This is a genomic window from Mucilaginibacter sp. (assembly GCF_039925265.1).
GTDB lineage: Bacteria > Bacteroidota > Bacteroidia > Sphingobacteriales > Sphingobacteriaceae > Mucilaginibacter.
Map to the genome: position 1 here is coordinate 22,749 of NZ_JBDSZG010000030.1, position 21,482 is coordinate 44,230.

29 protein-coding genes are annotated in these 21,482 nt (G+C 43.8%); 26 read left to right on the plus strand and 3 right to left on the minus strand.

Annotation, left to right across the window (positions count from 1 at the left end):
* The gene (locus ABIX36_RS13880; RefSeq protein ID WP_348082764.1) at positions 1-540 is read right to left on the minus strand and encodes a MauE/DoxX family redox-associated membrane protein; all 540 of its coding nucleotides are present in this window, start codon (positions 538-540) and stop codon (positions 1-3) included.
* Positions 541-702: 162 nt separating this feature from the next.
* Positions 703-1,266 carry a Crp/Fnr family transcriptional regulator gene (locus ABIX36_RS13885; protein ID WP_348082765.1) on the minus strand — a complete coding sequence of 188 codons (564 nt, stop codon included), beginning with the start codon at positions 1,264-1,266 and terminating at the stop codon, positions 703-705.
* 404 nt (positions 1,267-1,670) lie between these two features.
* Here ABIX36_RS13885 and ABIX36_RS13890 point away from each other — a divergent pair, with 404 nt between their 5' ends.
* Together ABIX36_RS13890 and ABIX36_RS13895 are read left to right on the plus strand one after the other, a co-directional pair.
* Positions 1,671-2,771: an aminotransferase class I/II-fold pyridoxal phosphate-dependent enzyme gene (locus tag ABIX36_RS13890; protein WP_348082766.1), complete on the plus strand. Its 1,101-nt coding sequence runs from the start codon at positions 1,671-1,673 to the stop codon at positions 2,769-2,771.
* 127 nt (positions 2,772-2,898) lie between these two features.
* Positions 2,899-4,080, plus strand: a complete 1,182-nt coding sequence (locus tag ABIX36_RS13895; RefSeq protein WP_348082767.1) for a hypothetical protein — start codon at positions 2,899-2,901, stop codon at positions 4,078-4,080.
* Positions 4,081-4,085: 5 nt separating this feature from the next.
* Here ABIX36_RS13895 and ABIX36_RS13900 read toward each other — a convergent pair whose 3' ends face one another.
* Entirely contained in the window at positions 4,086-4,313 is a 228-nt protein-coding gene (locus ABIX36_RS13900) for a hypothetical protein (protein ID WP_348082768.1), read from the minus strand.
* 129 nt (positions 4,314-4,442) lie between these two features.
* Between ABIX36_RS13900 and ABIX36_RS13905 the strand changes: the two genes are divergently transcribed.
* The 24 genes from ABIX36_RS13905 to ABIX36_RS14020 all read left to right on the plus strand — a co-directional run bounded on the left by ABIX36_RS13905 (position 4,443) and on the right by ABIX36_RS14020 (position 21,481).
* Positions 4,443-4,679, plus strand: coding sequence for a helix-turn-helix transcriptional regulator (locus ABIX36_RS13905; protein WP_348082769.1), 237 nt, complete (start codon positions 4,443-4,445; stop codon positions 4,677-4,679).
* 484 nt (positions 4,680-5,163) lie between these two features.
* Positions 5,164-6,108: a toprim domain-containing protein gene (locus ABIX36_RS13910; protein WP_348082770.1), complete on the plus strand. Its 945-nt coding sequence runs from the start codon at positions 5,164-5,166 to the stop codon at positions 6,106-6,108.
* A gap of 522 nt (positions 6,109-6,630) precedes the next feature.
* Complete coding sequence (gene mobC, locus ABIX36_RS13915) at positions 6,631-7,041, plus strand: plasmid mobilization relaxosome protein MobC (RefSeq protein WP_348082771.1); 411 nt, start codon at positions 6,631-6,633, stop codon at positions 7,039-7,041.
* Positions 7,042-7,339: 298 nt separating this feature from the next.
* A complete protein-coding gene (locus ABIX36_RS13920; protein ID WP_348082772.1) occupies positions 7,340-8,332 on the plus strand; it encodes a relaxase/mobilization nuclease domain-containing protein in 993 nt (330 codons plus the stop codon).
* A gap of 84 nt (positions 8,333-8,416) precedes the next feature.
* Positions 8,417-9,043, plus strand: a complete 627-nt coding sequence (locus ABIX36_RS13925) for a ParA family protein (protein WP_348082773.1) — start codon at positions 8,417-8,419, stop codon at positions 9,041-9,043.
* The gene (locus tag ABIX36_RS13930) at positions 9,031-9,390 is read left to right on the plus strand and encodes a hypothetical protein (RefSeq protein WP_348082774.1); all 360 of its coding nucleotides are present in this window, start codon (positions 9,031-9,033) and stop codon (positions 9,388-9,390) included. Before ABIX36_RS13925 ends, ABIX36_RS13930 begins: the two co-directional genes overlap by 13 nt.
* A gap of 5 nt (positions 9,391-9,395) precedes the next feature.
* On the plus strand, positions 9,396-9,803 hold the full coding sequence (locus ABIX36_RS13935) for a hypothetical protein (protein ID WP_348082775.1): 408 nt from the start codon (positions 9,396-9,398) through the stop codon (positions 9,801-9,803).
* A complete protein-coding gene (locus tag ABIX36_RS13940; RefSeq protein ID WP_348082776.1) occupies positions 9,800-10,084 on the plus strand; it encodes a hypothetical protein in 285 nt (94 codons plus the stop codon). The genes ABIX36_RS13935 and ABIX36_RS13940 overlap by 4 nt, the downstream gene beginning before the upstream one ends.
* Positions 10,085-10,087: 3 nt before the next feature.
* On the plus strand, positions 10,088-10,378 hold the full coding sequence (locus ABIX36_RS13945; RefSeq protein ID WP_348082777.1) for a DUF4134 family protein: 291 nt from the start codon (positions 10,088-10,090) through the stop codon (positions 10,376-10,378).
* 224 nt (positions 10,379-10,602) lie between these two features.
* A complete protein-coding gene (locus ABIX36_RS13950) occupies positions 10,603-10,908 on the plus strand; it encodes a DUF4134 domain-containing protein (protein WP_348082778.1) in 306 nt (101 codons plus the stop codon).
* Positions 10,909-10,910: 2 nt separating this feature from the next.
* Complete coding sequence (locus tag ABIX36_RS13955; protein ID WP_348082779.1) at positions 10,911-11,198, plus strand: plasmid transfer protein; 288 nt, start codon at positions 10,911-10,913, stop codon at positions 11,196-11,198.
* On the plus strand, positions 11,176-13,599 hold the full coding sequence (locus ABIX36_RS13960; RefSeq protein WP_348082780.1) for a TraG family conjugative transposon ATPase: 2,424 nt from the start codon (positions 11,176-11,178) through the stop codon (positions 13,597-13,599). The genes ABIX36_RS13955 and ABIX36_RS13960 overlap by 23 nt, the downstream gene beginning before the upstream one ends.
* The gene (locus tag ABIX36_RS13965; RefSeq protein WP_348082781.1) at positions 13,596-14,273 is read left to right on the plus strand and encodes a hypothetical protein; all 678 of its coding nucleotides are present in this window, start codon (positions 13,596-13,598) and stop codon (positions 14,271-14,273) included. The genes ABIX36_RS13960 and ABIX36_RS13965 overlap by 4 nt, the downstream gene beginning before the upstream one ends.
* Before the next feature lie 14 nt (positions 14,274-14,287).
* Positions 14,288-14,791 carry an MT-A70 family methyltransferase gene (locus ABIX36_RS13970; protein ID WP_348082800.1) on the plus strand — a complete coding sequence of 168 codons (504 nt, stop codon included), beginning with the start codon at positions 14,288-14,290 and terminating at the stop codon, positions 14,789-14,791.
* A 10-nt stretch (positions 14,792-14,801) separates the two neighbouring features.
* Positions 14,802-15,470 carry a hypothetical protein gene (locus ABIX36_RS13975; RefSeq protein ID WP_348082782.1) on the plus strand — a complete coding sequence of 223 codons (669 nt, stop codon included), beginning with the start codon at positions 14,802-14,804 and terminating at the stop codon, positions 15,468-15,470.
* Positions 15,467-16,141, plus strand: a complete 675-nt coding sequence (locus tag ABIX36_RS13980) for a hypothetical protein (RefSeq protein WP_348082783.1) — start codon at positions 15,467-15,469, stop codon at positions 16,139-16,141. Before ABIX36_RS13975 ends, ABIX36_RS13980 begins: the two co-directional genes overlap by 4 nt.
* 57 nt (positions 16,142-16,198) lie before the next feature.
* Entirely contained in the window at positions 16,199-16,981 is a 783-nt protein-coding gene (locus ABIX36_RS13985; protein WP_348082784.1) for a hypothetical protein, read from the plus strand.
* Entirely contained in the window at positions 16,978-18,135 is a 1,158-nt protein-coding gene (locus ABIX36_RS13990) for a plasmid transfer protein (RefSeq protein ID WP_348082785.1), read from the plus strand. The genes ABIX36_RS13985 and ABIX36_RS13990 overlap by 4 nt, the downstream gene beginning before the upstream one ends.
* 74 nt (positions 18,136-18,209) lie before the next feature.
* Positions 18,210-18,824, plus strand: a complete 615-nt coding sequence (traK, locus tag ABIX36_RS13995; protein WP_348082786.1) for a conjugative transposon protein TraK — start codon at positions 18,210-18,212, stop codon at positions 18,822-18,824.
* Positions 18,802-19,215, plus strand: coding sequence for a hypothetical protein (locus ABIX36_RS14000; RefSeq protein ID WP_348082787.1), 414 nt, complete (start codon positions 18,802-18,804; stop codon positions 19,213-19,215). The genes traK and ABIX36_RS14000 overlap by 23 nt, the downstream gene beginning before the upstream one ends.
* Before the next feature lie 6 nt (positions 19,216-19,221).
* Entirely contained in the window at positions 19,222-20,403 is a 1,182-nt protein-coding gene (gene traM / locus ABIX36_RS14005) for a conjugative transposon protein TraM (RefSeq protein ID WP_348082788.1), read from the plus strand.
* 51 nt (positions 20,404-20,454) lie between these two features.
* Positions 20,455-20,757: a hypothetical protein gene (locus ABIX36_RS14010; protein ID WP_348082789.1), complete on the plus strand. Its 303-nt coding sequence runs from the start codon at positions 20,455-20,457 to the stop codon at positions 20,755-20,757.
* Positions 20,758-20,774: 17 nt separating this feature from the next.
* Positions 20,775-21,248, plus strand: a complete 474-nt coding sequence (locus tag ABIX36_RS14015; protein ID WP_348082790.1) for a DUF4138 domain-containing protein — start codon at positions 20,775-20,777, stop codon at positions 21,246-21,248.
* A gap of 17 nt (positions 21,249-21,265) precedes the next feature.
* Positions 21,266-21,481, plus strand: coding sequence for a hypothetical protein (locus ABIX36_RS14020; RefSeq protein WP_348082791.1), 216 nt, complete (start codon positions 21,266-21,268; stop codon positions 21,479-21,481).
* Position 21,482: the final 1 nt, after the last annotated feature.

The window sequence follows — 21,482 nt, forward strand, 5'->3', positions numbered from 1 at the left end:
TTATTGTTTTTTGAAGATATATTTTGAATGAACGAGCCGGAGGGCAATGATGGCGATGAATATAAATGCGAGATTAAACCATATGTGCTGTCCCCAACTTAACTTTTCGATGGCACCACCACAGTGGCATGGGAGGTTTTGTTCCCAAAGCATAGCGCTGATAATATAGAGCGTAAATGCTGACATTATACCAGTAAAGGCATATAATCCGGCTTTTGCCGTTTGCGGAATGAGTAAGAGAATCGATACAATGATTTCAATTACGGGTACTGCGTAAGAAATAAACCCGGCAAATGCGCTGATGAGGTGTACTCTTGTCAAACCCTTATAAAAACGGGCGTGATCAACTATTTTGGCGTAAGCGGTGTACAGGAATAAAAATAGACATATAAAACGTATGCCGATAATTATTCTTTCTTTAGCAAGCTCCGATAACCGAACCCTTTCTCTCTTTAAAATTAAACTTTCCATAGACTTTAATGTGTGTGCCATCTTTTTTATGATGGTGACTTCAGTCACCTGCAGGTACGTAACCTGCATTTTTTTTGAATACTCTTTGTCACCGTGCTCCTTTCTTTATTTGTGATATAAACTTAGGCTAAGGTAGTTGGGTGATTACTTTTTATGCGTGATCTGGATTACCAGTTTCGCGGAAATAGATCACCAGTTTTTGTAAGCAAACCAAGGCGTTTGATCACGTTTTTACTTACCCATTAGCCTGCTGAGGTTCTCGCGGGTCATGTTGAGGTAGGTAGAGATTAGTTTGACGGAAGCCTTTTTAAAGATTTCAGGATGGGTTTTGCGGAACTGGTGATATCGTTCCTCGGCGTTCCAAGTCATCAGGCGGTAATGGAAGAGTTCCTCATGGTACCGCTGGCGGGTAATTACCTGGGTTAAAGTTTTCATTTCGGGAAACTGCTCCAGCCACGGATTTATTTTTTCGTATGGGATAGCAAGCAGTTCGCTTTCCTGTACCGCTTCCAAATAATAATCCGTCGTTTCTTTCCAGTAGCCTTTGTATGAAAAGATGATGTCGTTTTCATTGTAAAAGTTAAGTGTATGTTCCTTGCCGGTCTGGTCGAAATAATAACTCCTCGCAAAACCGCTTACAAGGAACCATGAACGTTGCTCCAACTGCCCGGCTGCATGGAAAACCTGGTGGGCACGATAGTGTTCCGTTTCAGTGTTGTCCTTAAGCTCATTTGTAAATTCCAGGGACAAGGCGGCCACCTTAGATAAATAATCGACGAATAATTGAAAACTCATAAAAGACTCGTTTTGGAATAGCACTACTCGACGATTCATCGATTCCGCATAGCGGCATCAGATTTCAAACAATCGGGTAATTCTTTTTCGTTCACGTGCAAAAAAACAGGCTATTTATTTCCGAAGTGGTGGGTTATGTCAAAATATTGCCTTAAAATTAAAATAATGTTAAATAATAAGCATAACCCACCACTTAGCGTTTTAAGGCGCATTATTTTAGGATATTACTAAACATTCATCATATGAAAATAAACTACGAAAGCGCCAGTTTCAAGGATTTTGAGAACATGGAGGGTATGGACGTATATGCGACAGCCCTTGAATTCCAGAAATATTTACAATTCTTAAAAGACAGCGGTCACCTCAACTATCGGATCGAGTCCTTATCTCCGGTCGGTCCGGAGATGAACTTAATGCTGCCGGGAGATGCCCACCCGACTTGGTGCGTGTGCCTGGTTTCCAATGACTACCTGGGCTTCAGCCAGCATCCTAAGGTGAAGGCGGCCGTTATCAAGGGAACGGAAATGTTCGGGACAGGGTCCGGAGCTTCGCCCGCCATCGGCGGCCATTTCGTTTACCACCATCAGCTTGAAAAGAAGATCGCCGAGTTTTATAAGCGTACCGATGCCATTTTGTACACTACGGGTTATACAGCAAACAGCGCTACCCTGCAATGTTTACTTCATAAGGAGGATATCGCCATTATTGACATGGCCGTACACGCCAGTGTCTACGAGGGGTGTCTGACGACGAACCGTAAAAAGTTCATGCACAATGACCTAGCCGCTTTGGAACTGGCACTTAAAAATGCCCAGCATAGTTACCGCACTAAGATGGTCATTATTGACGGGGTATATAGTCAGGACGGTGATCTGGCCCCGCTCGATCAGATTGCAGAATTGACCCATCGTTACGGTGCCTATCTCGTGGTTGACGATGCGCATGGGATAGGGGTGGTTGGCGACAACGGGCGTGGCGTAATAGAAATGCACGATGCTTTTGACCAGGTGGATATTATTACGGGCACCTTCAGTAAAGCGCTCGGCAATATCGGCGGTTATGTGATCGCCAGTCCGGAAATCATCAACTACCTTAAATTTCAATCTAAACAGCACCTGTTCTCTACTACTGCCACACCTGCCATATTAGGAATATTAAAAGCTATCGAATTGGTGGATGAAGAACCGGAGTGGCGCGTTAAGCTTTGGAAAAATATCAATTACTTGAAAAGCGGACTGATAAATCTCGGCTTTAATGTAGGAACCACAGCATCTGCGGTTATACCCGTTAAGGTTGGCGACATTGGTAAAACACTGGAGGCCGGGCGTTTACTGTTAAAAGCCGGAATATATACTAACCCGATCATGTTTCCGGCAGTAGCAGTAAAGGACGCAAGGATCAGGATGAATGTGATGGCGACCCATACCACTGCGCATCTGGACAAAGTACTTGAAGCCTTCAGCGACGTGGACGGACAATTACACATCTCTAATAAATACCGCTAAATTATACTACCAAGAACATCAGGCACACACTTTATTTATATGTCATCAAATGAAACGACTGGCCAATCAAATATGACCGTCGCCCCTAATTATTTATTGAAAATGAGAAATTTATCTGAAGTCAGCTATGAATTTAATAACCGAACAGCTTCAGCTTTTTGTGAGCGATTCATTAAATCCGCAACAATTCGCTAGACACCATATTTCAAATAGAGAATTTGAGCAGTGGCATGCCTTTTTAAAAAAAGAAGTCGCCAGTTTAAAGAGATTGTCACCTTCCTTCCCCGACCCGCTTTATAAGAAAGGTAGAGCCGCGATCCTATCGTTTTTGAATCAACTGGTTGATTTAAGTAATACGATCAGTAATTATCTTACCCGGCTGCATTCTATTTGGAAAAATCACCCCCAGGCGGTTCAAATCAAAGCGAATTATCTGTTTACCCTAAATACGTTTGATGATTTGCTTTTCGACTTATGTAAATCGTTACCGGGGATAGGCGGGTATGTGAAGATTTCCAATTATAATCTTTCCCAGCTCAAAGCAGGAATGAAAGAACGACTTAAATTATTGTCCAACCATATATCTTTAGCAGTTATTGACGAAGATTTGAAAGAACTCGTACTAACTACTTTTGCCCAAGTCATCGTTAAAAAGGATATCAGGGAAATAGATCAGGCTTATTTTTACAAACTTTCAACCTTGATCCTGGACAAAAAAGAATTAAACTCCAGGGAATTGATGGATCTGTTGATCATCCATAATTTTAATATGCCGGAATTTTTTCATTATTGTATCAACTCCTGGCGTAAGCGGGTTGCCGACATTCCGGGACTTCATGAACAACAGGAAATGATCTTAACAGAAAGGGATCTTCTTTACGATCTGCATATAACAAAAGGTTTAAAAATGCCGGATGCATCTTCTTTGTTATATGAGGATCTAGATCAGTTCCTCGTAGAAAAGTATGTCTATATAAAACATCTGCTGAAGATCAGGAGGGGGGCGATCATGGATAAAGAAAAAGCAAAAGCGGGTATCCGTTTTCTGATGAACCTGCCGGTTCCGCAATTTGGTCTTTTTATCCGTATGCAGATTGAGAAAGGCTTACTGCCCAAAGAGAATGTAGGGGATCTCTTCCATTTTTTTGCCCTTCATTTTTACACCCCTAACACCTTATTTATGTCCGCAGAAAGCCTGCAAAAGAAATCGACTGATGTAGAGTTCTCTACCGCTCAAAAGATGAAAGGCCAGTTGATCGGTATGCTAAATTGGTTAAACGCCAACTTTAACTTATCAAATTATAATTAGAGAAATTAAAGTTGCCTTTCCTGAAATTGCCGGAGCAACCCTTGTTCCTTCAACAGATCCAGCATATCTGCATACCAGGTAAAGCTGAATTCTTTATGTTTCTTCAATTTCATAAGGTTGACATCCATCATATCGCCGAGATTGAATAAGCCCATACGTTCTGCTTGCTGAATAAATTGGATCCCTACGCCCAGTGTCGAAAAGGAACTATTAAGGTTACTCACTGCTACCATTGTTGTCTGAGATTAATTTACATTTTGAATATATCAAAATTGGCAATTATACCCTAAAATTAAATATAAAAATACAGATATGAAATATACTTCATACTAAACAACTGTTTTGTATCGCACATTCGTTCCGTGAAGAATGTCCGTAACGAACAAATAATAAAAGCAATTGGCCAAAGGGTCAGAACTATCAGAACTGAAAAAAAGCTTTCCATGGAAAGGCTTGCCGAATTAGCACAAATAGATTATCGCCAGGTATCCTATGTTGAGTTGGGGCAAACCGATGCATCTATCAGTACTTTATCAGCATTGTGCAAAGGCCTTCAAATTACTTTAGCCGAATTAATGGATGCTAAAGAATTTAAGTAAGTCGCTATTTATTAATTAATTACGTTGGTTTTTGTGTTAGGAAGCCACATTGCAAATCAGGGGGGGTGAAAACTTTGTTTCACCCCCTTTCACTGGTTACGCATCCTCATATCCGCTTGCTTTGCTCCCATGATTACTACAACGGTAATCGATCTGTCAGGTCCTCCTGAAGATCAAGCGAGCGTTATTTGACATGAGGGGATAAAGCATTATCCGGCGGGAAGCCGGAAATTTCGCGAAGGTGAGCGTAAAATCGCAATATGCCGAAAGCGCGAAGGCAGGCGAGGAGCCCGGATCGTAGGATCTGACGTGAGTAATCCCGAAATCTATATATACCGGCAGAAGCGAATTTTCTCGGGTCCGATACCCGCTGCCGGTACACATTAACCACCTTATTACCCCAACACACTTTTATCTACTCGATCTGGTGTCTCTTTCTTTTTTGCCGGCGACCGGCTTTTCTGTTTAACTCAAATCTATTTTTATGAATAATTTATTGACCGCCAGGGAGCTCAAGGAACGGGCCTCACTGGCAGACTTGCTCAGTCGGTTGGGATACCATCCCGTACCCAAACAGGGCCGGGAGAAAACGTATATCAGTATGCTGCGGGATAATGACACCAAGCCATCGTTTAGTGTCAATGACGACCTGGGGGTTTGGTTTGACCATGGAACAGGAAAGGGCGGTAATATTATCGATTTCGGACTGGCCTATTGGAAAACTTTAGGTTTCAACGAAGTCATCAAAAAGATCCAGCAAGTATGCTCGCTGGAAGAAACTTCGGCACCCAGAGTTTTAAGGCCACGCAAATCTGCTAAGGTCCACCATATTGTGGAGCGTGTAAAACCTTTGGGAGCACATCCTGCCATAACGGATTATCTTAAAAGCCGGGGTGTATTTGAAATTGCTAAATTTTACCTTAGCGAAGTATATTATTTTGTCGAAGATGAAAATGATATAAGGAAACATTATTTCGCGGCAGGCTGGCTCAATGAACATAATTCCTGGGAAGTTCGGAACCGCTATTTTAAAGGCTGCATGGGGCATAAGGGAATTACCGTAATCCCCGGTCAGCCCAAGAAAGCAGCGTTATTCGAAGGCTTTCTTGATTTTTTAAGCTGGCGGTTTGAAAACCCCGAAGCAGATCACAGTATCATTGTCTTAAATTCACTGACCTTACTGCAGCAAGGAATAAATAAGGCCAAGGCTTTTTCTTCTTTGGATATTTACTTTGATCGCGACAATGCAGGTAAGCTGGCCAGCAGGGATTTCATTAAAGCCTTGCCTTATGCCACAGACCGCTCGTCGGTCTATGAAGGCTTTAATGACTATAACGACAAATTAAAGGCGCAATTGAAAACAGCCTCTCCGGTAGAAAAGAAGAAAAGTGACTTTTTTTCCAACGTACGGGTTCCTTTTGAAAGGTAGATGATGTCACTTTCGCTTAACCCGTACCTGAACCAGGCAATAGAAGGCGATTGCCCGGAAGTTATGCAAGGTTTCCCGGATAGATCTATGCAATCTGCCCTACATGACAACGCTTAATCCATGGGATATCCCGATTGATTTTGAACAGCTAGGCAATTATACAAAAGGGTTAACAAGCCGAATGACCTCATTAGGACATATACGTCCCCAGGCGCAGTAGTTTTGGATAACGCCTTCGGATGTGGTTCTTTTTTGATTGCGGCCATACGAGAAGGTAGGAAATTTATCGGTATCGAGAAAAATATTGGTGCCTATCATCAAAAAAACAAGCCCATCGATTTCGTTGAAATCACTCGTATGCGGATAGCGGCAGAGCCACTACCTACCGGTAATTTCATACTTGAAAACACCAAATGATAATCAAAATTCCCGTTGCTTTTGCAACGGCAAGATGTCTTTTTGTTTCACAAAAAGTCCCTTGCCCTCCCGGGGGATTTGAAAAAATTCGCAACTCATTTTTTTATGGAGTACGTTAAGAAACTTAATGGCAGACCTAAATTAAAGGAGGGTAAACGGATTAAATTTATCAATGTTAGATTTACCGACGATGAATATGGAGAGATCACTGAATTGGAACAGGAGCTCGGGATCTCAAAAACGGAATTGATCAGAATGCGCGTTTTATCAGACGCTAAGAAAATCATAGTTAATTCAAGGGAACTGATCAAATTCCTGGATAGCGCGGGTGCGGAAATGGGCCGAATCGGCAATAATATCAACCAATTGGCCAAACATGCCAATACCCTCAAATTAAAAGGGGCGCTTAATGAGGCGATCATCATACATTTCAACAAACTCTTTGAGGATTATATTTTGGTACAGCAAAACTTTGAGACAGCGCTCCGGAAAATCATCAGGGCTATGGGCACCTGATTTTCAATACAAGGCGTTCTACTGATCTGGAGTTCTCCTGCTCGGTTGCTATCATGTTATGATGATAGGAAGATCGGTGGTTACTAAGCTATTAAGATCAGCAGTTCGGTTGTTATCCAGCTCGGCTGATCGACCGTTCGGTTGTTCTGCTGTTCTTAGGATAGACTGATCATCTGCTATCATGATCGCAGGATATTAAGCTATGCTGATCTCCAGTTCGTAAGCTATTCTGTTCGTTGGTTCTCTTGATAGCCTGATCGGTTGCTACCCCATAAATTATATCAAACTCCTTAGTGCTATGGTCGCCCACATCTTTGAAAAACCATCAAGGACTTTTGCCGGCGTAAAATACAATACGGATAAGGTGGACCGGAATACCGGAGAGTTAATGCTTATTGCAAATTTTGGGGCTATCCAGTCATTGGCGAATCCCCGGCCGCAGGATCTGGTTAACTACCTGCTGATGATCTCAGCCCAAAATAAGGTGATAAAAAACACCCAGTTCCATGCTGTGATTTCAGCAAGGGGACGAGTATATACTAAGCAGGAATTAACCAAAGCCGCTGTCATGTGGCTAAAAGAAATGAAATATGGCGATCAGCCCTACCTCATCGTTTTCCATAAAGATACGGATAACCACCACGTACATATGGTCAGTTCCAGGGTTGGGAAGGACGGGAAACAAATAGACCGCGATTATGAACAGGTGCGGGCGGTCAGGAATATAGATAGGGTTTTGGGATATACGCTTGCTATGCAATATCACTTTAGCACCAGGGCACAATTCTACCTGGTTCTTGAAAATCAAGGTTTTCTTGGCCGGGACTACATTCAGGAAGAGAAGCTTCAAAAAAAGATCGCCGGGTATAAGCCCGATAAAATTAGAATTGCTCAATTAAAAGACTTGTTTTTAACACACAAAGCTTCACCGGATTTTGTCGAAAGGATGCACCGGCAATTTCAGCTAGACCTGGTATTTCACTCCGCTGAAGGAAAAGCACCCTATGGTTATACCATCATCGACCATGCTACAAAACAGGTCTTTAAAGGTAGCGAGATCTTGAATTTAAAACAACTGCTGGACGAAAATATCAATTTGGAAAACGCCTATTATCCACTCAATATCCAAGTAAAGGATTATTTGCCCGAGAATTCAATTACTTATTATTCTGAAGAATCACCAGAACCAATTGCTATCAGGCCAGTTTCAATTGCCAATGATGTGGATGATCAACAAGTATTTGGTATGAAACGCCGCCGACAAAGGAAAGCAAGAACTAACACCCGATAACGGATAACCCCATGAAACCATCATGAGCAACTGCACATGATAGCTTCAATACCATTAAAAAACATATAACTCCATTGAAAAATTATGATTTGTTTATTTGGCAACCAAAAGGGTGGCGTTGGAAAAAGCACGCTCACCGTCCTATCAGGGAACTTCCTGAGCCTGGCTAAAGACTGGCCAGTTACCATTATAGATATGGACTATCAATTATCTATTTCCCAAAAGTTTGAAAAGGCAAAGGTGCTGGAAAATGAAGAACCTTATGATGTCTTACCGGCCAGCCTTGAAAATTTCCCAATGTTGAGTAGCGTCCTTACTAAGAATAAAAAGGACGCGATCCTGATCGATCTTCCCGGCAAACTGGATGATGACGGCCTGATCCCGGTTTTCCAATCGGCAGATCTGGTGATCTGCCCTTTTTCCTACGATGAGTTCACTTTCGAGTCCACGGTATTGTTTGCCGTAGTTCTGAAAAAGGTAAATCCAAGAGTCGACATCGTTTTCATCCCAAACCGGATCAAGGCAAATGTAAAGTTTGAGATCATGAGTGAGGTAAATGAGCAGCTTTCCAAATTTGGCAGGATCAGTGCCCCCATACCGGACCGTATCGATTTTCAAAGGATCACCACATTTCAAACACCCTTATCACTTGACGGGGTCATCACCCCAATTTTCGAAGAAATTTTTGCCGACAGGTTATGGAAAAAATGAAATCATTAGCTGACCAACTACGGGAACAAATGGTGAAACCCGGAGAAAAGCCCGTTCAGGACAAACCCGCTTTAGGTTCCGAAATTTCAAAAACGCCAAAGAGTAAAACAAACAAGGTTTCCGACTCCGTCATCCTGAAGGCTCTGATCGATTATGACAATACAGATCATAAAACCCTTGTTCATTTCCGGTTTGATAAGCAGACAGTAGAGTTCATGAACAAATTTAAGATAGCGACTGGAGTTGACGTGACCAAGTTCATTGCTTTTTCGGTCAGACATTTTATTGACACTTATCCTGAACTCAAATCCATTATTAAACAATATATGCAAAACTCAAACCTATGAACCGCATGAAATTCATAATCGGAATACTTGGTGCTTATGCCGCTTATTATACGGTACTGATCTTTTGGGATCATTTACGTCACAAACAAAAACCCACGGAAAAGGTCGCTGAAAACACCGCTCCTCCCCACGAAGTTGTAAACGAAATACGATCAATAGCCGAACCAACTGAACCAGAAGTCATCGTTCACGATACTTTGCTTAGATCATTGTGGGCTTATGATAATAGTGATCATAAAAGCATGGTTCACATCAGATTCGATAAACAGACCGTCGATTTATTGATCAAGTTTAAATTGGCCACCGGCGTTGATATGACCAAATTGGTTGCATTTGCGGTTAAGCATCTATTTAAGACTCATCCCGAACTCAAACAAATTATTAAACAATATCTACAAAACACAAAATTATGACCTGGATAAAATTTGCCCTTTGGCTGCTTGGTATCTATACCAGCTATTATGTGGCCCTGATAATTTGGGATAAACTGCGCACCCATAACGGGGAACCCGGCAGTGACAAGCATGAACTCACCTTTGTTGAGGACATTAAGCCTGTTAAATCATTTTTAGAAGAGATCATCGGTACTGGTAAAGAATCACCGGTATCTTTTTCTGGTGGTGTGAGCCTTAAACAGCTTTTTAATCTCGCCCGGGAGGAATCGGTCGAGTACATTAAATCTGTAAGCTTCTGATGAATGAAATTTTTTATGTCTGTTTGTTGCTGCATGATAACGGTCGCAGCATTTGCACAACCCGGCATTGCCGAAATGCAACAGGCTAAACAAGACCTGTCCAACTCGTTCTTTTCAGCCTTTGATCTTGCGCTTGTTTTAGCCATCATATTTGGCACTTTTGGCGCGCTTCGCATCTACCATAACTGGCAGATGGGAGAAAAACGCATGGACGCAGTAGTCGCCGCATGGTTTTTTGCGTCATTTTTTATGATCCTCGCGGGTCCTTTTTTGCGGGCATTATTCGGAATCTGAATGCCTGTCTTCTTTAACGCTTCTTCCAGGAAGCTGTAAAAGGTTCCTGTCTGTACCTTCTTCAAGAATCAAATCTCTATAGGATTTGTGGCAGTACTTGTATTGCGATCCCAATGGGTGAAATAATCGGGGCGTTGTTCGTGATCTGAACGCTCTTTTAGCATAACCGGCCTGCTCTCAGCAGGTTCTAAAAGATCTCCGCCTTTATTTTTTTCTCCAAATTAATGTCCTCAAAAACAAAAAAGTTATGGGCTTCAGCCGTATTGCTGGCCCTGTCTGTTCCGGTTTTCGCGCAAAGCGGTGTTAACGGCCTGAACACTGCCACCTCCACCTTAAAAACCTATGTGGCCCCTGTAACCAATATTACATTGGTGATCGGCGGCATCGTTGGTATCGTTGGTGCCATCCGTGTCTACTCTAAGTGGAACAGTGGTGATCAAGATATCAATAAGGAATTAATGGGGTGGGGAGGATCGTGTGTCTTTCTCGTAGTTTCCGCATTGGTGATCAAAGCTTTCTTCGGCTTGTAATCATGGCCAGGAAGTATCCTGTATATAAGGGGCTGCAACGGCCCCTTATATTTAAAGGGTTCAAAGGCAAATTCATCTATTGGGGAATTGCCTCCCTTTTAACCGGCCTCGTATTCGGTGCTTTAACCATGTCACTGGTCAATATGTGGCTTGGCGCGATGGTACTCATCGGCTTCATTGTTGGTGGCTTACTATTTACAGCCAGCAAACAAAAAGGCGGCCTTCATTCTAAAAGTCGCAATCTAAACATTTACATCCTTAATCATTATGGCCATAAAAACCTTGTTTAACATTCCCTATGCGGGCGTGGATAAAGATGGTGAATACGAATTGCTCATAGGCCTGAATGGGGAATGCTCCGTGGTTATCCAAATGGTTAACCCGGTCATTCGCTATTCTGCATACCCGGCAGGATATGAAGAATTCCACCATCTGCTCATTAATGTAGTTAAAATCTTAGGGGATGGTTATCTCCTGCAAAAGCAGGACATCATCAGCCGCTCACCTTATAAAGGCCCGCCCGCCAATGAATATCTCCAAAAACAATACAATGCCCACTTCGACGGGCGGGAATGTCTGCGGGTTGCCACCTATTTAACCATAACGCGCCAGGTAAAGAAAGGCGCGTTTTATGTTTACGATGGCCGGGTTCTGCGGGATTTCAGGCAGGCCATAGGCAAGGTTTTAGATATACTGCCGTCAGCGAATGCACTAAACGAAGGCCAGTTGAACCAATTGGTCTTGCAGTTGCTCAGCATGGATTTTGGCAGCCCAAATATTGTTCTTGACAATCTTTCTCCTTCAGAGACTGAGATCAGAATGGGAGATCGGTCGGTGCGCAGTATCACCCTCATCAATATTGACAGTATAGACCTGCCACCTGATGTATCCACGCACATTGAACTAAACGACAAGGAAAGCATGCGCGGCTTCCCGGTTGATTTTTTATCCTTCCTTTTTAAGGTGCCCGGTGTGGACGTGATCGTTTTTAACCAGGTCATTGAAATACCTAATCAAGTAGTAACACTCCGCAAGCTGGAGCAAAAAAAGAAACGGCATGCGGGTATTCCAGACCCTGCCAACCAATTGTGCGTTGAAGATATTGATCTTTTATTAAATGATGTCGCCCGCGAAAATCAGTTACTGGTCAATTGCCATTTTAATATTCTGTTAGCAGCCCCTGTTACAACTATTCAAAAGGCGGTCAATTTTGTAGAGAGTTCGCTCTTTCAGTTAGGAATTATCCCCAGCAAAAATGCTTATAACCAACTGGAACTTTTCAGGACTGCTTTGCCGGGTAACGGCGTAGAGCTGAAGGAATATGACTGGTTTCTCACCACCTGCGAGGCAGCCATTTGTTTTTTCTTCAAAGAATCACTTCCCAAGGATGAGCCCTCTGATTTTCTAATAAGATTCACAGACCGCCAGGGTATCCCCGTTGGTATGGACCCCGCCGACCTCCCCATGCGTACAGGCAGGATCAATAACCGAAATAAATTTGTCCTTGGCCCAAGCGGTTCAGGGAAAAGCTTCTTTATGAATGCCCTGATCGAGCAGTATATGCTCTACAACATGGATGTGGTGATCGTAGACACCGGGCACTCTTATTCGGGCTTGTGTTCCTATTATAAGGGAAAGTATATCACCTATACAGATAAATCCCCGATCACGATGAACCCATTCCGTATCACCGAAGCGGAATATAATATAGAAAAGAAAGATTTCCTATGTACCCTGATCGGAGTTGCCTGGAAAGGTGCTGAGGGAACTTTTAGCCCCGTGGAAAGGGATGTGGTGGCCAACGTGATCTCCGCTTATTACAGCAAGTTTTTTGCTGAAAATGGAGAGCTAAACTTTAACACCCTTTATGAATTCGCACTGGTTAAAATACCCGAGATCAAAATCGAGGAAAAGATCGTATTTGATTTTGACGAGTTCAGATATGTTCTTAAGAAGTTCTACAAAGGGGGCGAATTCGATACTATACTGAACAAGGAGACCGATAAATCATTGTTTACGGAACGCTTTATTGTCTACGAAATAGATTCGATCAAGGAGAACAAAATTCTCTTTCCACTCGTGACCCTCTCGATTATGGACGTCTTCATTCAGAAGATGCGCTACCGGTCGGACAGGCGCAAAGCTTTGGTGGTCGAAGAAGCATGGAAAGCCATTGCAAGCCCCCTGATGGCCGGATACTTACTCTACCTCTATAAAACCGTCCGCAAGTTCTGGGGTGAGGCGATTGTAGTAACCCAGGAGCTTGGCGACATCATTGGCAATGTTGTAGTGAAAGATAGTATCGTCAACAACTCGGACACCATTTGTCTCCTCGACCAAACAAAATTCAAGGATAATTACAACGATATCGCCGCGCTGCTTTCCATCAACGAAACCGAAAGACGGAAGATCTTCACCATTAACCAATTGGACAATACAGAAAATCGCGGCCGCTTCAAGGAAGTCTATATCCGGCGGGGTGCAGTTGGCGAGGTGTATGGTGTAGAAGTGTCCTTGCACCAATACCTTACCTATACAACAGAAAAACCGGAAAAATCAGCCATAGAGAGCTATACTAATCGCTTCGGTTCTTACCCGGACGGCCTTGATGCCTTCATCCAGGATTTTAAAGGCAGCGGAAAATCCTTGCCTGCCTTCATTTCACAGGTTAACCAACATCAGCAATCATGAAAGCTAATCTCTTCAAAATTTCAGTAATAAGCTTTATACTAAGCTTATTACTGCGCACTGCCGAAGCACAAACCCTGACCGTTGACCCGGCAGTATCTGCCGCTATTGCGGTTAATGCCGGTGTGATCAATGGCCAGTTAAATACCACAAACAATAAACTTGACGTCATCCAAAAAGGCCAGCTCGCCGTGAGCGGGCAGCTCCTAATCGTAAACGATCTTCAAAACAAGATATATCAGGGACTGAGCCAGGTGGCATCGGTCATCAATAACCTCACCACGATCAAAGAAATAGCCGAATGCGGCATCGATATCATCAACGACGTAGAGTCATCCGTCACCCTGGCCAAATCCGACCCGGTATTATTGCTTTTTGCAGAACAAGGCGCGCGCGATTTTGAAACAAGGGCCGCGACCCTTTCAGCTGATGTAAGTGCATTTGTACTGAAGGGAGGAAAAAACCTGATGGATTCCGGTGAACGGGGAAAGATGCTTAACCATATCGCAGATGAAATGCGCATACTGCGCGGTATAGCCTACGGTATGGAAAGGGCTATGTACTGGGCGAAGATCAATGGCATTTTCCGCTCGCTCAATCCTTGGGCAGAATGGCAAAACCAGGACGTCAGGATCGCCAATGACGTGTTAACCAATGCTAAATACCTGAAGCAATGAAGTATGAACTATTCATGATCTGTCCGCCCTGGAAACAATTTAGAGCATACAAGAGATCAAATAAGATACTGACCGATAGTATTCCGCTAAAGATGTGGTGTGCCCTCCGGGCCTTTAATTTTATGGAATGCTGTTTAGCCGAACTCGCTTCACAAGAGCATGTCGTCTTTGTTTGGGTAACTGAAAAATTCACGGAAGAGTGCCGGGAATACATGGGCCGCCTCGGCTATAAATACGATACCTTTCTGATATGGAAGCGGCCAAAATGGAAGCGGGGCAGTCTGAGCGAGGTTTTTGAATACTTATTGGTGTTCCAAAAAGACGGTTACAAAGTACCCGTGCGTAATTTCCCTGATCCATTAAGTTCACCCTTTACGGGCAAGGTTAAATGCAGGTGCCAAAAGCCCGAAGATGTCTATGCCCAGTTGGAAGCATTATACCCTACAAGGGCCAAGATGCAAATCTTCGGAACCTGCTCGCGCAGAGGCTGGGATGTTTTTCAACGCAATAACACTTAACAACATTTTTATGAAGTATATCTTATTTGTTTTGATCATATGGGCCAATATGGGAATAAATGCTTTTGCACAACAAAAAATACTGGATATCCCTGCCCTGCATCAGCTTGTTGATGAATCGGAGTCCGAGAACAAACTACAGGTAAAAGCCAGGGGCCAACAAGCACTGGCGACAGCCAATGAACAGGCTAACTTAACGCTGCTGGATAAGATGAAGGGAATGTACCGGACTTTGCAGCAACGCTACAATACTCTCGGAACTGCCATAAATATTGCTGACATCGGAATTTACGCTATACCAATGGTATCGCGAATTGTTAGCAACCAGGCGCAGATCGTTCAACTGGTACAAAAAAATCCTGCCTTGATCGCCATTGGTTACCAATCAGCACTGCAATTCACGATGCAGGCCAAAAGCCTGGTCGCTTATGTAACCGGTTTATCCCTATCACTTGGCGATGTGAACCAAATGAAAGCGTCCGACCGGAAAATGCTTTTTGATTACGTGATCTCAGAGCTCAGCAATATCCAGGATCTGTCCGGCAATATGTTGGGCATGATGCAATATTCCAGCCTCGCATCACTGTTAAGAGCGGCTAATCCTTTCCAGAATTTTATTGATGCCGATAAGTCAATCGCCGGGGACATCATTCAAAACGCCAAATACCTCAAACAATGAAACGAAAACTCCAATACTTATTTCTCTTTGCTTTTACCTTTTACCTTTCCCCATGTTTGGCACAGGAATATGTTATCGATTACCAGCATCTCGTTGCCGTATTGCAAAATGCCGCGGTCAGAAGCAGCGCGGAAGTAACCCATGACCAGTATCTCGGAAAGATCAATAATAATATCAACGACCTCAACACCAATGTAGGTTCCGTGGTACTCGCACAAACGATGATCTATGACGGGCTTTCCAATGTCAATTCAGCCCTAAAGGATGGCCTTGCCGTTAAAAACATGGCAGTTATCATAGCCGATATGACCGGTTATATCAACCAGGCATTAGCTATGGCTAAAAGTGAGCCTTACCTGTTGGTATTCGCAGGAAATATTGCCTCTGAAATGCGAACGAGGTCGCTTGCCCTGGTTAGTGATGTTTCCGGTTATATACTCAAAGAGGGCAATAATGTGCTGGCCGATTATGATGCACGCGACCAGCTATTACGCAAAGTTATTACCCAATTACAAATTTTAGACGGCTTGGCATATGGCGCCTGGAAGGCGATGTATTGGGCTAAGGAACGTGGCGTGATCGCTTCACTAAACCCATTTGCCAACTTTATCAGCCAGGATACCCGGATCGTAACTCAGATCATTCAAAACGCTAAATATTTACATCAATGACCATTGTATCTATGCAATGGGATGATCGATCCAATACCATTTAAAACAATTAAAATCATGAAAAAATTCTTAATTCCGCTACCATTTATTTGGTTAGCGCTTTTCCACCAATGTTTTGGGCAGTCTTCAGCACAGGACAAAGCTGTCCGGTACCAGGAAGAACGTATGGTATACCTGCAATGGGATCAAAACAAGTTTGAGCCGAAAGCCGGCTTTTTAAGCCTTAATCCATACTACTGGCTGACCTGGGGTTTGTTCCACCCTAATTATCATAAAACAGATCTACGGCCGCTTAGCGCGACCGGGCCACAAACACAGCGCCTGGCTTTGGTCGGTGCCATGAACAGCACTGACAACAAATATAAGCTCCAATCAGATACCGTCCGCAATACGGCATTGTCGGAAATAGCGAATCAAACCGGCTTGATTTCGGATGCTGATCCTTTATGGCTGCTGTATTACAGCAATGAACTAAGACCGGTACTCAACAATTCGATGGCTTCCATTTTGGCCGGGCTTTCCCTGCAGGTAAGTTCCAAACTGGTCTCAGAGGGTCTGTACAGCTGGTATAAAAACGAGCTGGATATGCTAAAGGAAAGAATACAGGCCGCCCACACTACCACCATGGACAGGGGCGCCCGCATCCTCGCTTATCACCGCTACCTGATGGAGTACCGCAGGTTGGCCGGCGTTTGGGCGATCAGAACCTCATCGGCGCAAGCCACTTTAAATATGACCGCTCAGCAGCAAAAGCTTAAAGCCAACCAGGTGACGGTCAGCAACTGGACACCACAAACCGACATCCAGATCGCCAACCAAGTTTTACAACACCTGCAATGAAAAAGAAAATAACATTACTCGCGCTGTTCTGCCTTTCGGTAACAACAGTATTTGCCCAAACGACGACGAATCCCGACAATGGTAAGACCCTGCAATTCCTGCAAGGCGACGGGGTTTACGAAGCTGGCGTTATGGTGTTTTTAAAAGGGCTCAAAGATTCCGTATGGACACACTTTGATCTTTTTATAACCGATGCAAAAGCGCTTTCCGCCATTTTTATGATCATTTTTTTCGCGATCAAATCATATGAAATGATGGTGGGAGATAAACAATTAGAGATCATGCCCCTGTTACGGCCCTTCGGTTTGGCTATGGTCATTATATGGTGGGGCGCGTTTGTAAAAATGATCGCATTCCCTACCGATATCGTAGCCAACCAAACGGAACAGATGTTTAATAGTGAACAAACTATTGTAAATAACCTGCGCCTGAACCGCTCGAACCTGATGCTCGCGGTTGCCAATTCTTTATATACCTACCAGGCACAAACCGAGGTCGCTGAAAAGGAAAGCGATACCTGGTACGGACAAGCCTGGGATTCGGTGACCAGCACAGTTAAGGAAGGGATCAGCAGCGTGGTATCACCTTTGCTGGAATTAAAAAACCGGCTGACGGTGGGTATGCAATTGCTCTTTACCCAGCTGCTGGAATTGTTGGGGATATGGATATTGCGTTTGGCGGTGTACATCATCTTTATGATTCAAATCATTTATTCGACCATCCTGATCATCCTTGGCCCCTTTGCCGTTGCCGTTAGTATTTTGCCGGCATTCCGCGATAGTTTCAGCACCTGGATCGCCCGGTTTGTTTCCGTAAATTTATACAGTGGAATTGCCTATCTCATCATGTACCTCTGCGGGCTCATGCAGGAATATGCGTTAACCTCCGAGATCAGTAAATACAAGGAACTGGTAGGCGAAACAGGACTAAGCGCAAACCTGGAGAAAATGGCCTGGTTTGCCGGCAATGGTATCTTATCCTTTGGCACCGTTATCATCGTATTCCTGATCGGCGCGATCTGCATGTTCACCGTGCCAAGCATCTCTACCTGGATCATTTCGACATCCGGCATCAGTTCAGCGACCTCAACTTTCGGTCGAAGTGCAGGAACGGTAATGAGTATGGCCAGGAAAGCAACCGGCAGCTTCTTTTAATTTTTTCTTTCCCCTTTTTAATGTCAGGCTGACCCGCTAAAGCGGGCCGGCTTTTTTTATTTAACGCAAAAATCATGATCATAAAAAATATCGAAGCTAAGGTAAGGCTGGCGACATTTATCGCAGCCGGAAGCCTGCTCACCTCGCTGATCATCGTAGGGATGAACTGTCTTTATGCTTATAAAATGGTATCCAATGCACAAAAAAGCATTTATATATTGGATAACAATATCCCCATACTGGCCCGGCAAACCGACGTCCAAATGAACCGGCCCGCCGAGTACAGGGCGGATGTCGACCTTTTTCATTCTCTTTTCTTTTCATTGACCCCCGATGATAATTACATGGAATACCAGATGAAAAAGGCAATGTACCTGGTGGATGAGTCAGGAATGGAACAATATAATAACCTCAAGGAAAATGGATTTTTTAACTCCATCCTTTCTTCCAGTTCTGTATTGACCCTGCAAACGGATTCTATCATGGTGGATATGCCTAAGCACTATTTCCGCTATTACGGCAAATTAAAAATTGACCGCCGCAGTTCGACGGTCGTTCGCTCCCTAATCACCGAAGGTTACCTGAAGGACATTCCGCGAAGTAACAATAATCCGCATGGTGTCCTCATCACCAGTTGGAAAACCCTTGAAAATAAAGACTTGCAAGATGTTGAGAAAAATTCATTCTAACAGAGATCCCAGGGATACCCTGTATAGCGAGATCCGTAGGGAGTTTAGTGGCTATTTCGCCCTTGGAACCAACGCCGGTAAACGCCTGGCGGGTGCGTATCCAAAATTCATTTTTGGATGTATGGTCATCCTGATGGCGCTGTCACTGGTGTTATCGTTCACTGTTTTCCGCCACCCGGATGCCCCCAAAATATCAGCAATAAAAAAAGTTGATCCGGTTGAGGACGGGTTTAGCCAGATCATGCAGGCTACAAGCAATATTCGGGAAACCATGCATCTCAAAAAGCTGGTGGACAGCCTGACCGGTAAAAGGCAATTGAGCCGGGAAGACAGCACGTTACTGGATAGCGCGCTTGACCGTCTATCAAAAATTCATCAAACACTAAAATAAAAAACCATGAAAATTAATTTTAAGCAGCCCAAATATGTGCTGCCGGTCATCTTACTGCCCTTTTTATGCCTTTTCTTCTATGCCTGGAGTAGCGGCTTTTCAAAACCGAAAGCGGCAGTCAAAGAAACCGTGGGCCTGAACGGGTCAGTCGGCGATGTATCGGCAGATGTGCGAAAAAAACAGTTAACAGATAAACTCGATGCCTACAGGAACACCTATAAACAGGCCGATGGCTTAACCGCCGTAAATGTCATCCCCAGGGAAACTTCAAGTAACCCCGCTTTTAACAATGATTATTCCGATCAGCAAAAGAAAAAGCTGGATTCCCTCCAGCAGGCGATGAAGGTAAAATTCGCCACCGGTAATAACTTAAGGGGTGGGGAGGTCGGACAGGGAAGTTTGAGCCACGACAGGCAGGTTGCCAAAGCCATCGAAGAAATGAACAACCGGCAACCTAAGTCACCTCATCCGGCGGAAGCTAACCCAAAAGAAAAAGACCCCATGGAGGTATTTAAACAGCAAATGGCCATCATGGATAGTATCAATAAAGCGAATGACCCTGCTTATAAGGATGAACTGAAGAAAAAACAGGCCGCTGATAAGATAACTAAGCTTAAACAAAACCAGGTCAAACTTTCAGTGGAAAAAGCAGCTGCTATTTCCACTGACTTTAATACGGTAATGCCTGAAAAGGAACCTGCATTTATCAGTGCCGTTATTGATGAAAATGTTACCGGTTATGCCGGGTCGCGTTTGCGATTGAAACTGTTGGAGGATATTAAAGCCGGTAATAACCTGATCAAAAAAGGAACTTACCTGTTTGCGCAGATCAGCGGATTTACAGAGCAGCGCGTTACGCTCTCCGTAACCTCTATCTTGTATGATGGTAAAATACTTCCCGTAAAACTGGATGTGTATGATATGGATGGCTTGCCCGGCCTGTATGTGCCTTCATCCGCCTTCCGTGATTTTACCAAGGACCTGGGGAGCAACTCCGTTCAGGGCGTAACCATTGACGGAAGCTCCGGCAACAGCCAGTTTATCATGAGCTCGCTGGACAAAGTATTTCAATCGACTTCGTCCGCGATCGCGGACCTCATCCGCAAAAACAAAGCGAAGCTTAAATACAATTCCTATATCTATTTAATTGACACAGATGCGTTGCAGAACGCCCAGAAAAACTATTAACCACGCAGCACGCACAATCGCCTGTTAACTACAATCAAAACCCGAATAAACATGAAAACTATCTTATTCTTCCTATTGGTGCTATGCGCCCCCTCTCTTTACGCCCAGGATAAATTACCGGTTGTTTATTTACCGGAAAACCTGACTATTCATTTTATCTCCCCTGAGCCGATTCAATACGTGGATATTTCTACCAAAGACCTGATCGGAGACCTTCCTATCAAAAACATACTACGTTTAAAACTGCGCGATTCGCTAAAATCATTTACCGGTTCAGTGGTCACCGTGGCGGGTGAAAAGTTTATTGCCCAGTACCGTTTGTTACCCGGTTATCCGGGTGTACCAACGGAATAAATATTGTTCCCGAGGATATGCGCCCACTGGATATCTCCGGGATCGGGTTTTCTCAAAACCAACTGAAAGGTTTAGCACTTAGCCTTATCGCTAAAAGCCCCGATAGACGGATGGAGAAAGTTAAAGCATTTGGCATTGAAGGTAGGTTAAACCATGTCTATACCGTTGGCGATTATATATTCCTGGATATTGCCTACCACAACAAAACAAACCTGAAATACGACATTGCAGATTTCAGGTTTAAGGTGGATGATAAGAAAGTCACCAAGGCAGCCAATAACCAATCGGTAGAGATCAAACCGGAGTTTGTGCTTTTTAATCCGCCAGCCTTCTCCAAAAACTACCGGAACATCTTTGTTTTTAAAAAGATGTCCTTCCCGGGTAATAAAATCCTGCACGCTGAACTCAGCGAAAAGCAGCTTTCAGGCCGTATCATCACCCTAAGTATTTCCTACCAGGACATCCTTGACGCAGACATACTGCCCAATTAATTCTTATATCCCTTTTTATGACTGATTCCATAGCCTACGATTATGTAAAGCTTGTGTTGGAAGAAGAATTCTACAGGACCTATCTGCGCTTCTCCAACCACGGGATACTCCACTACGAGCTTACTAATATCCTCGAACTCTGTGCACCGCTGGTCACAGGCCTTGACGAGGACGACCGCTTTTTAAAATATGAAGTGATCGGCACCATAGCAGATTATTTACAGGAGGTTTAAT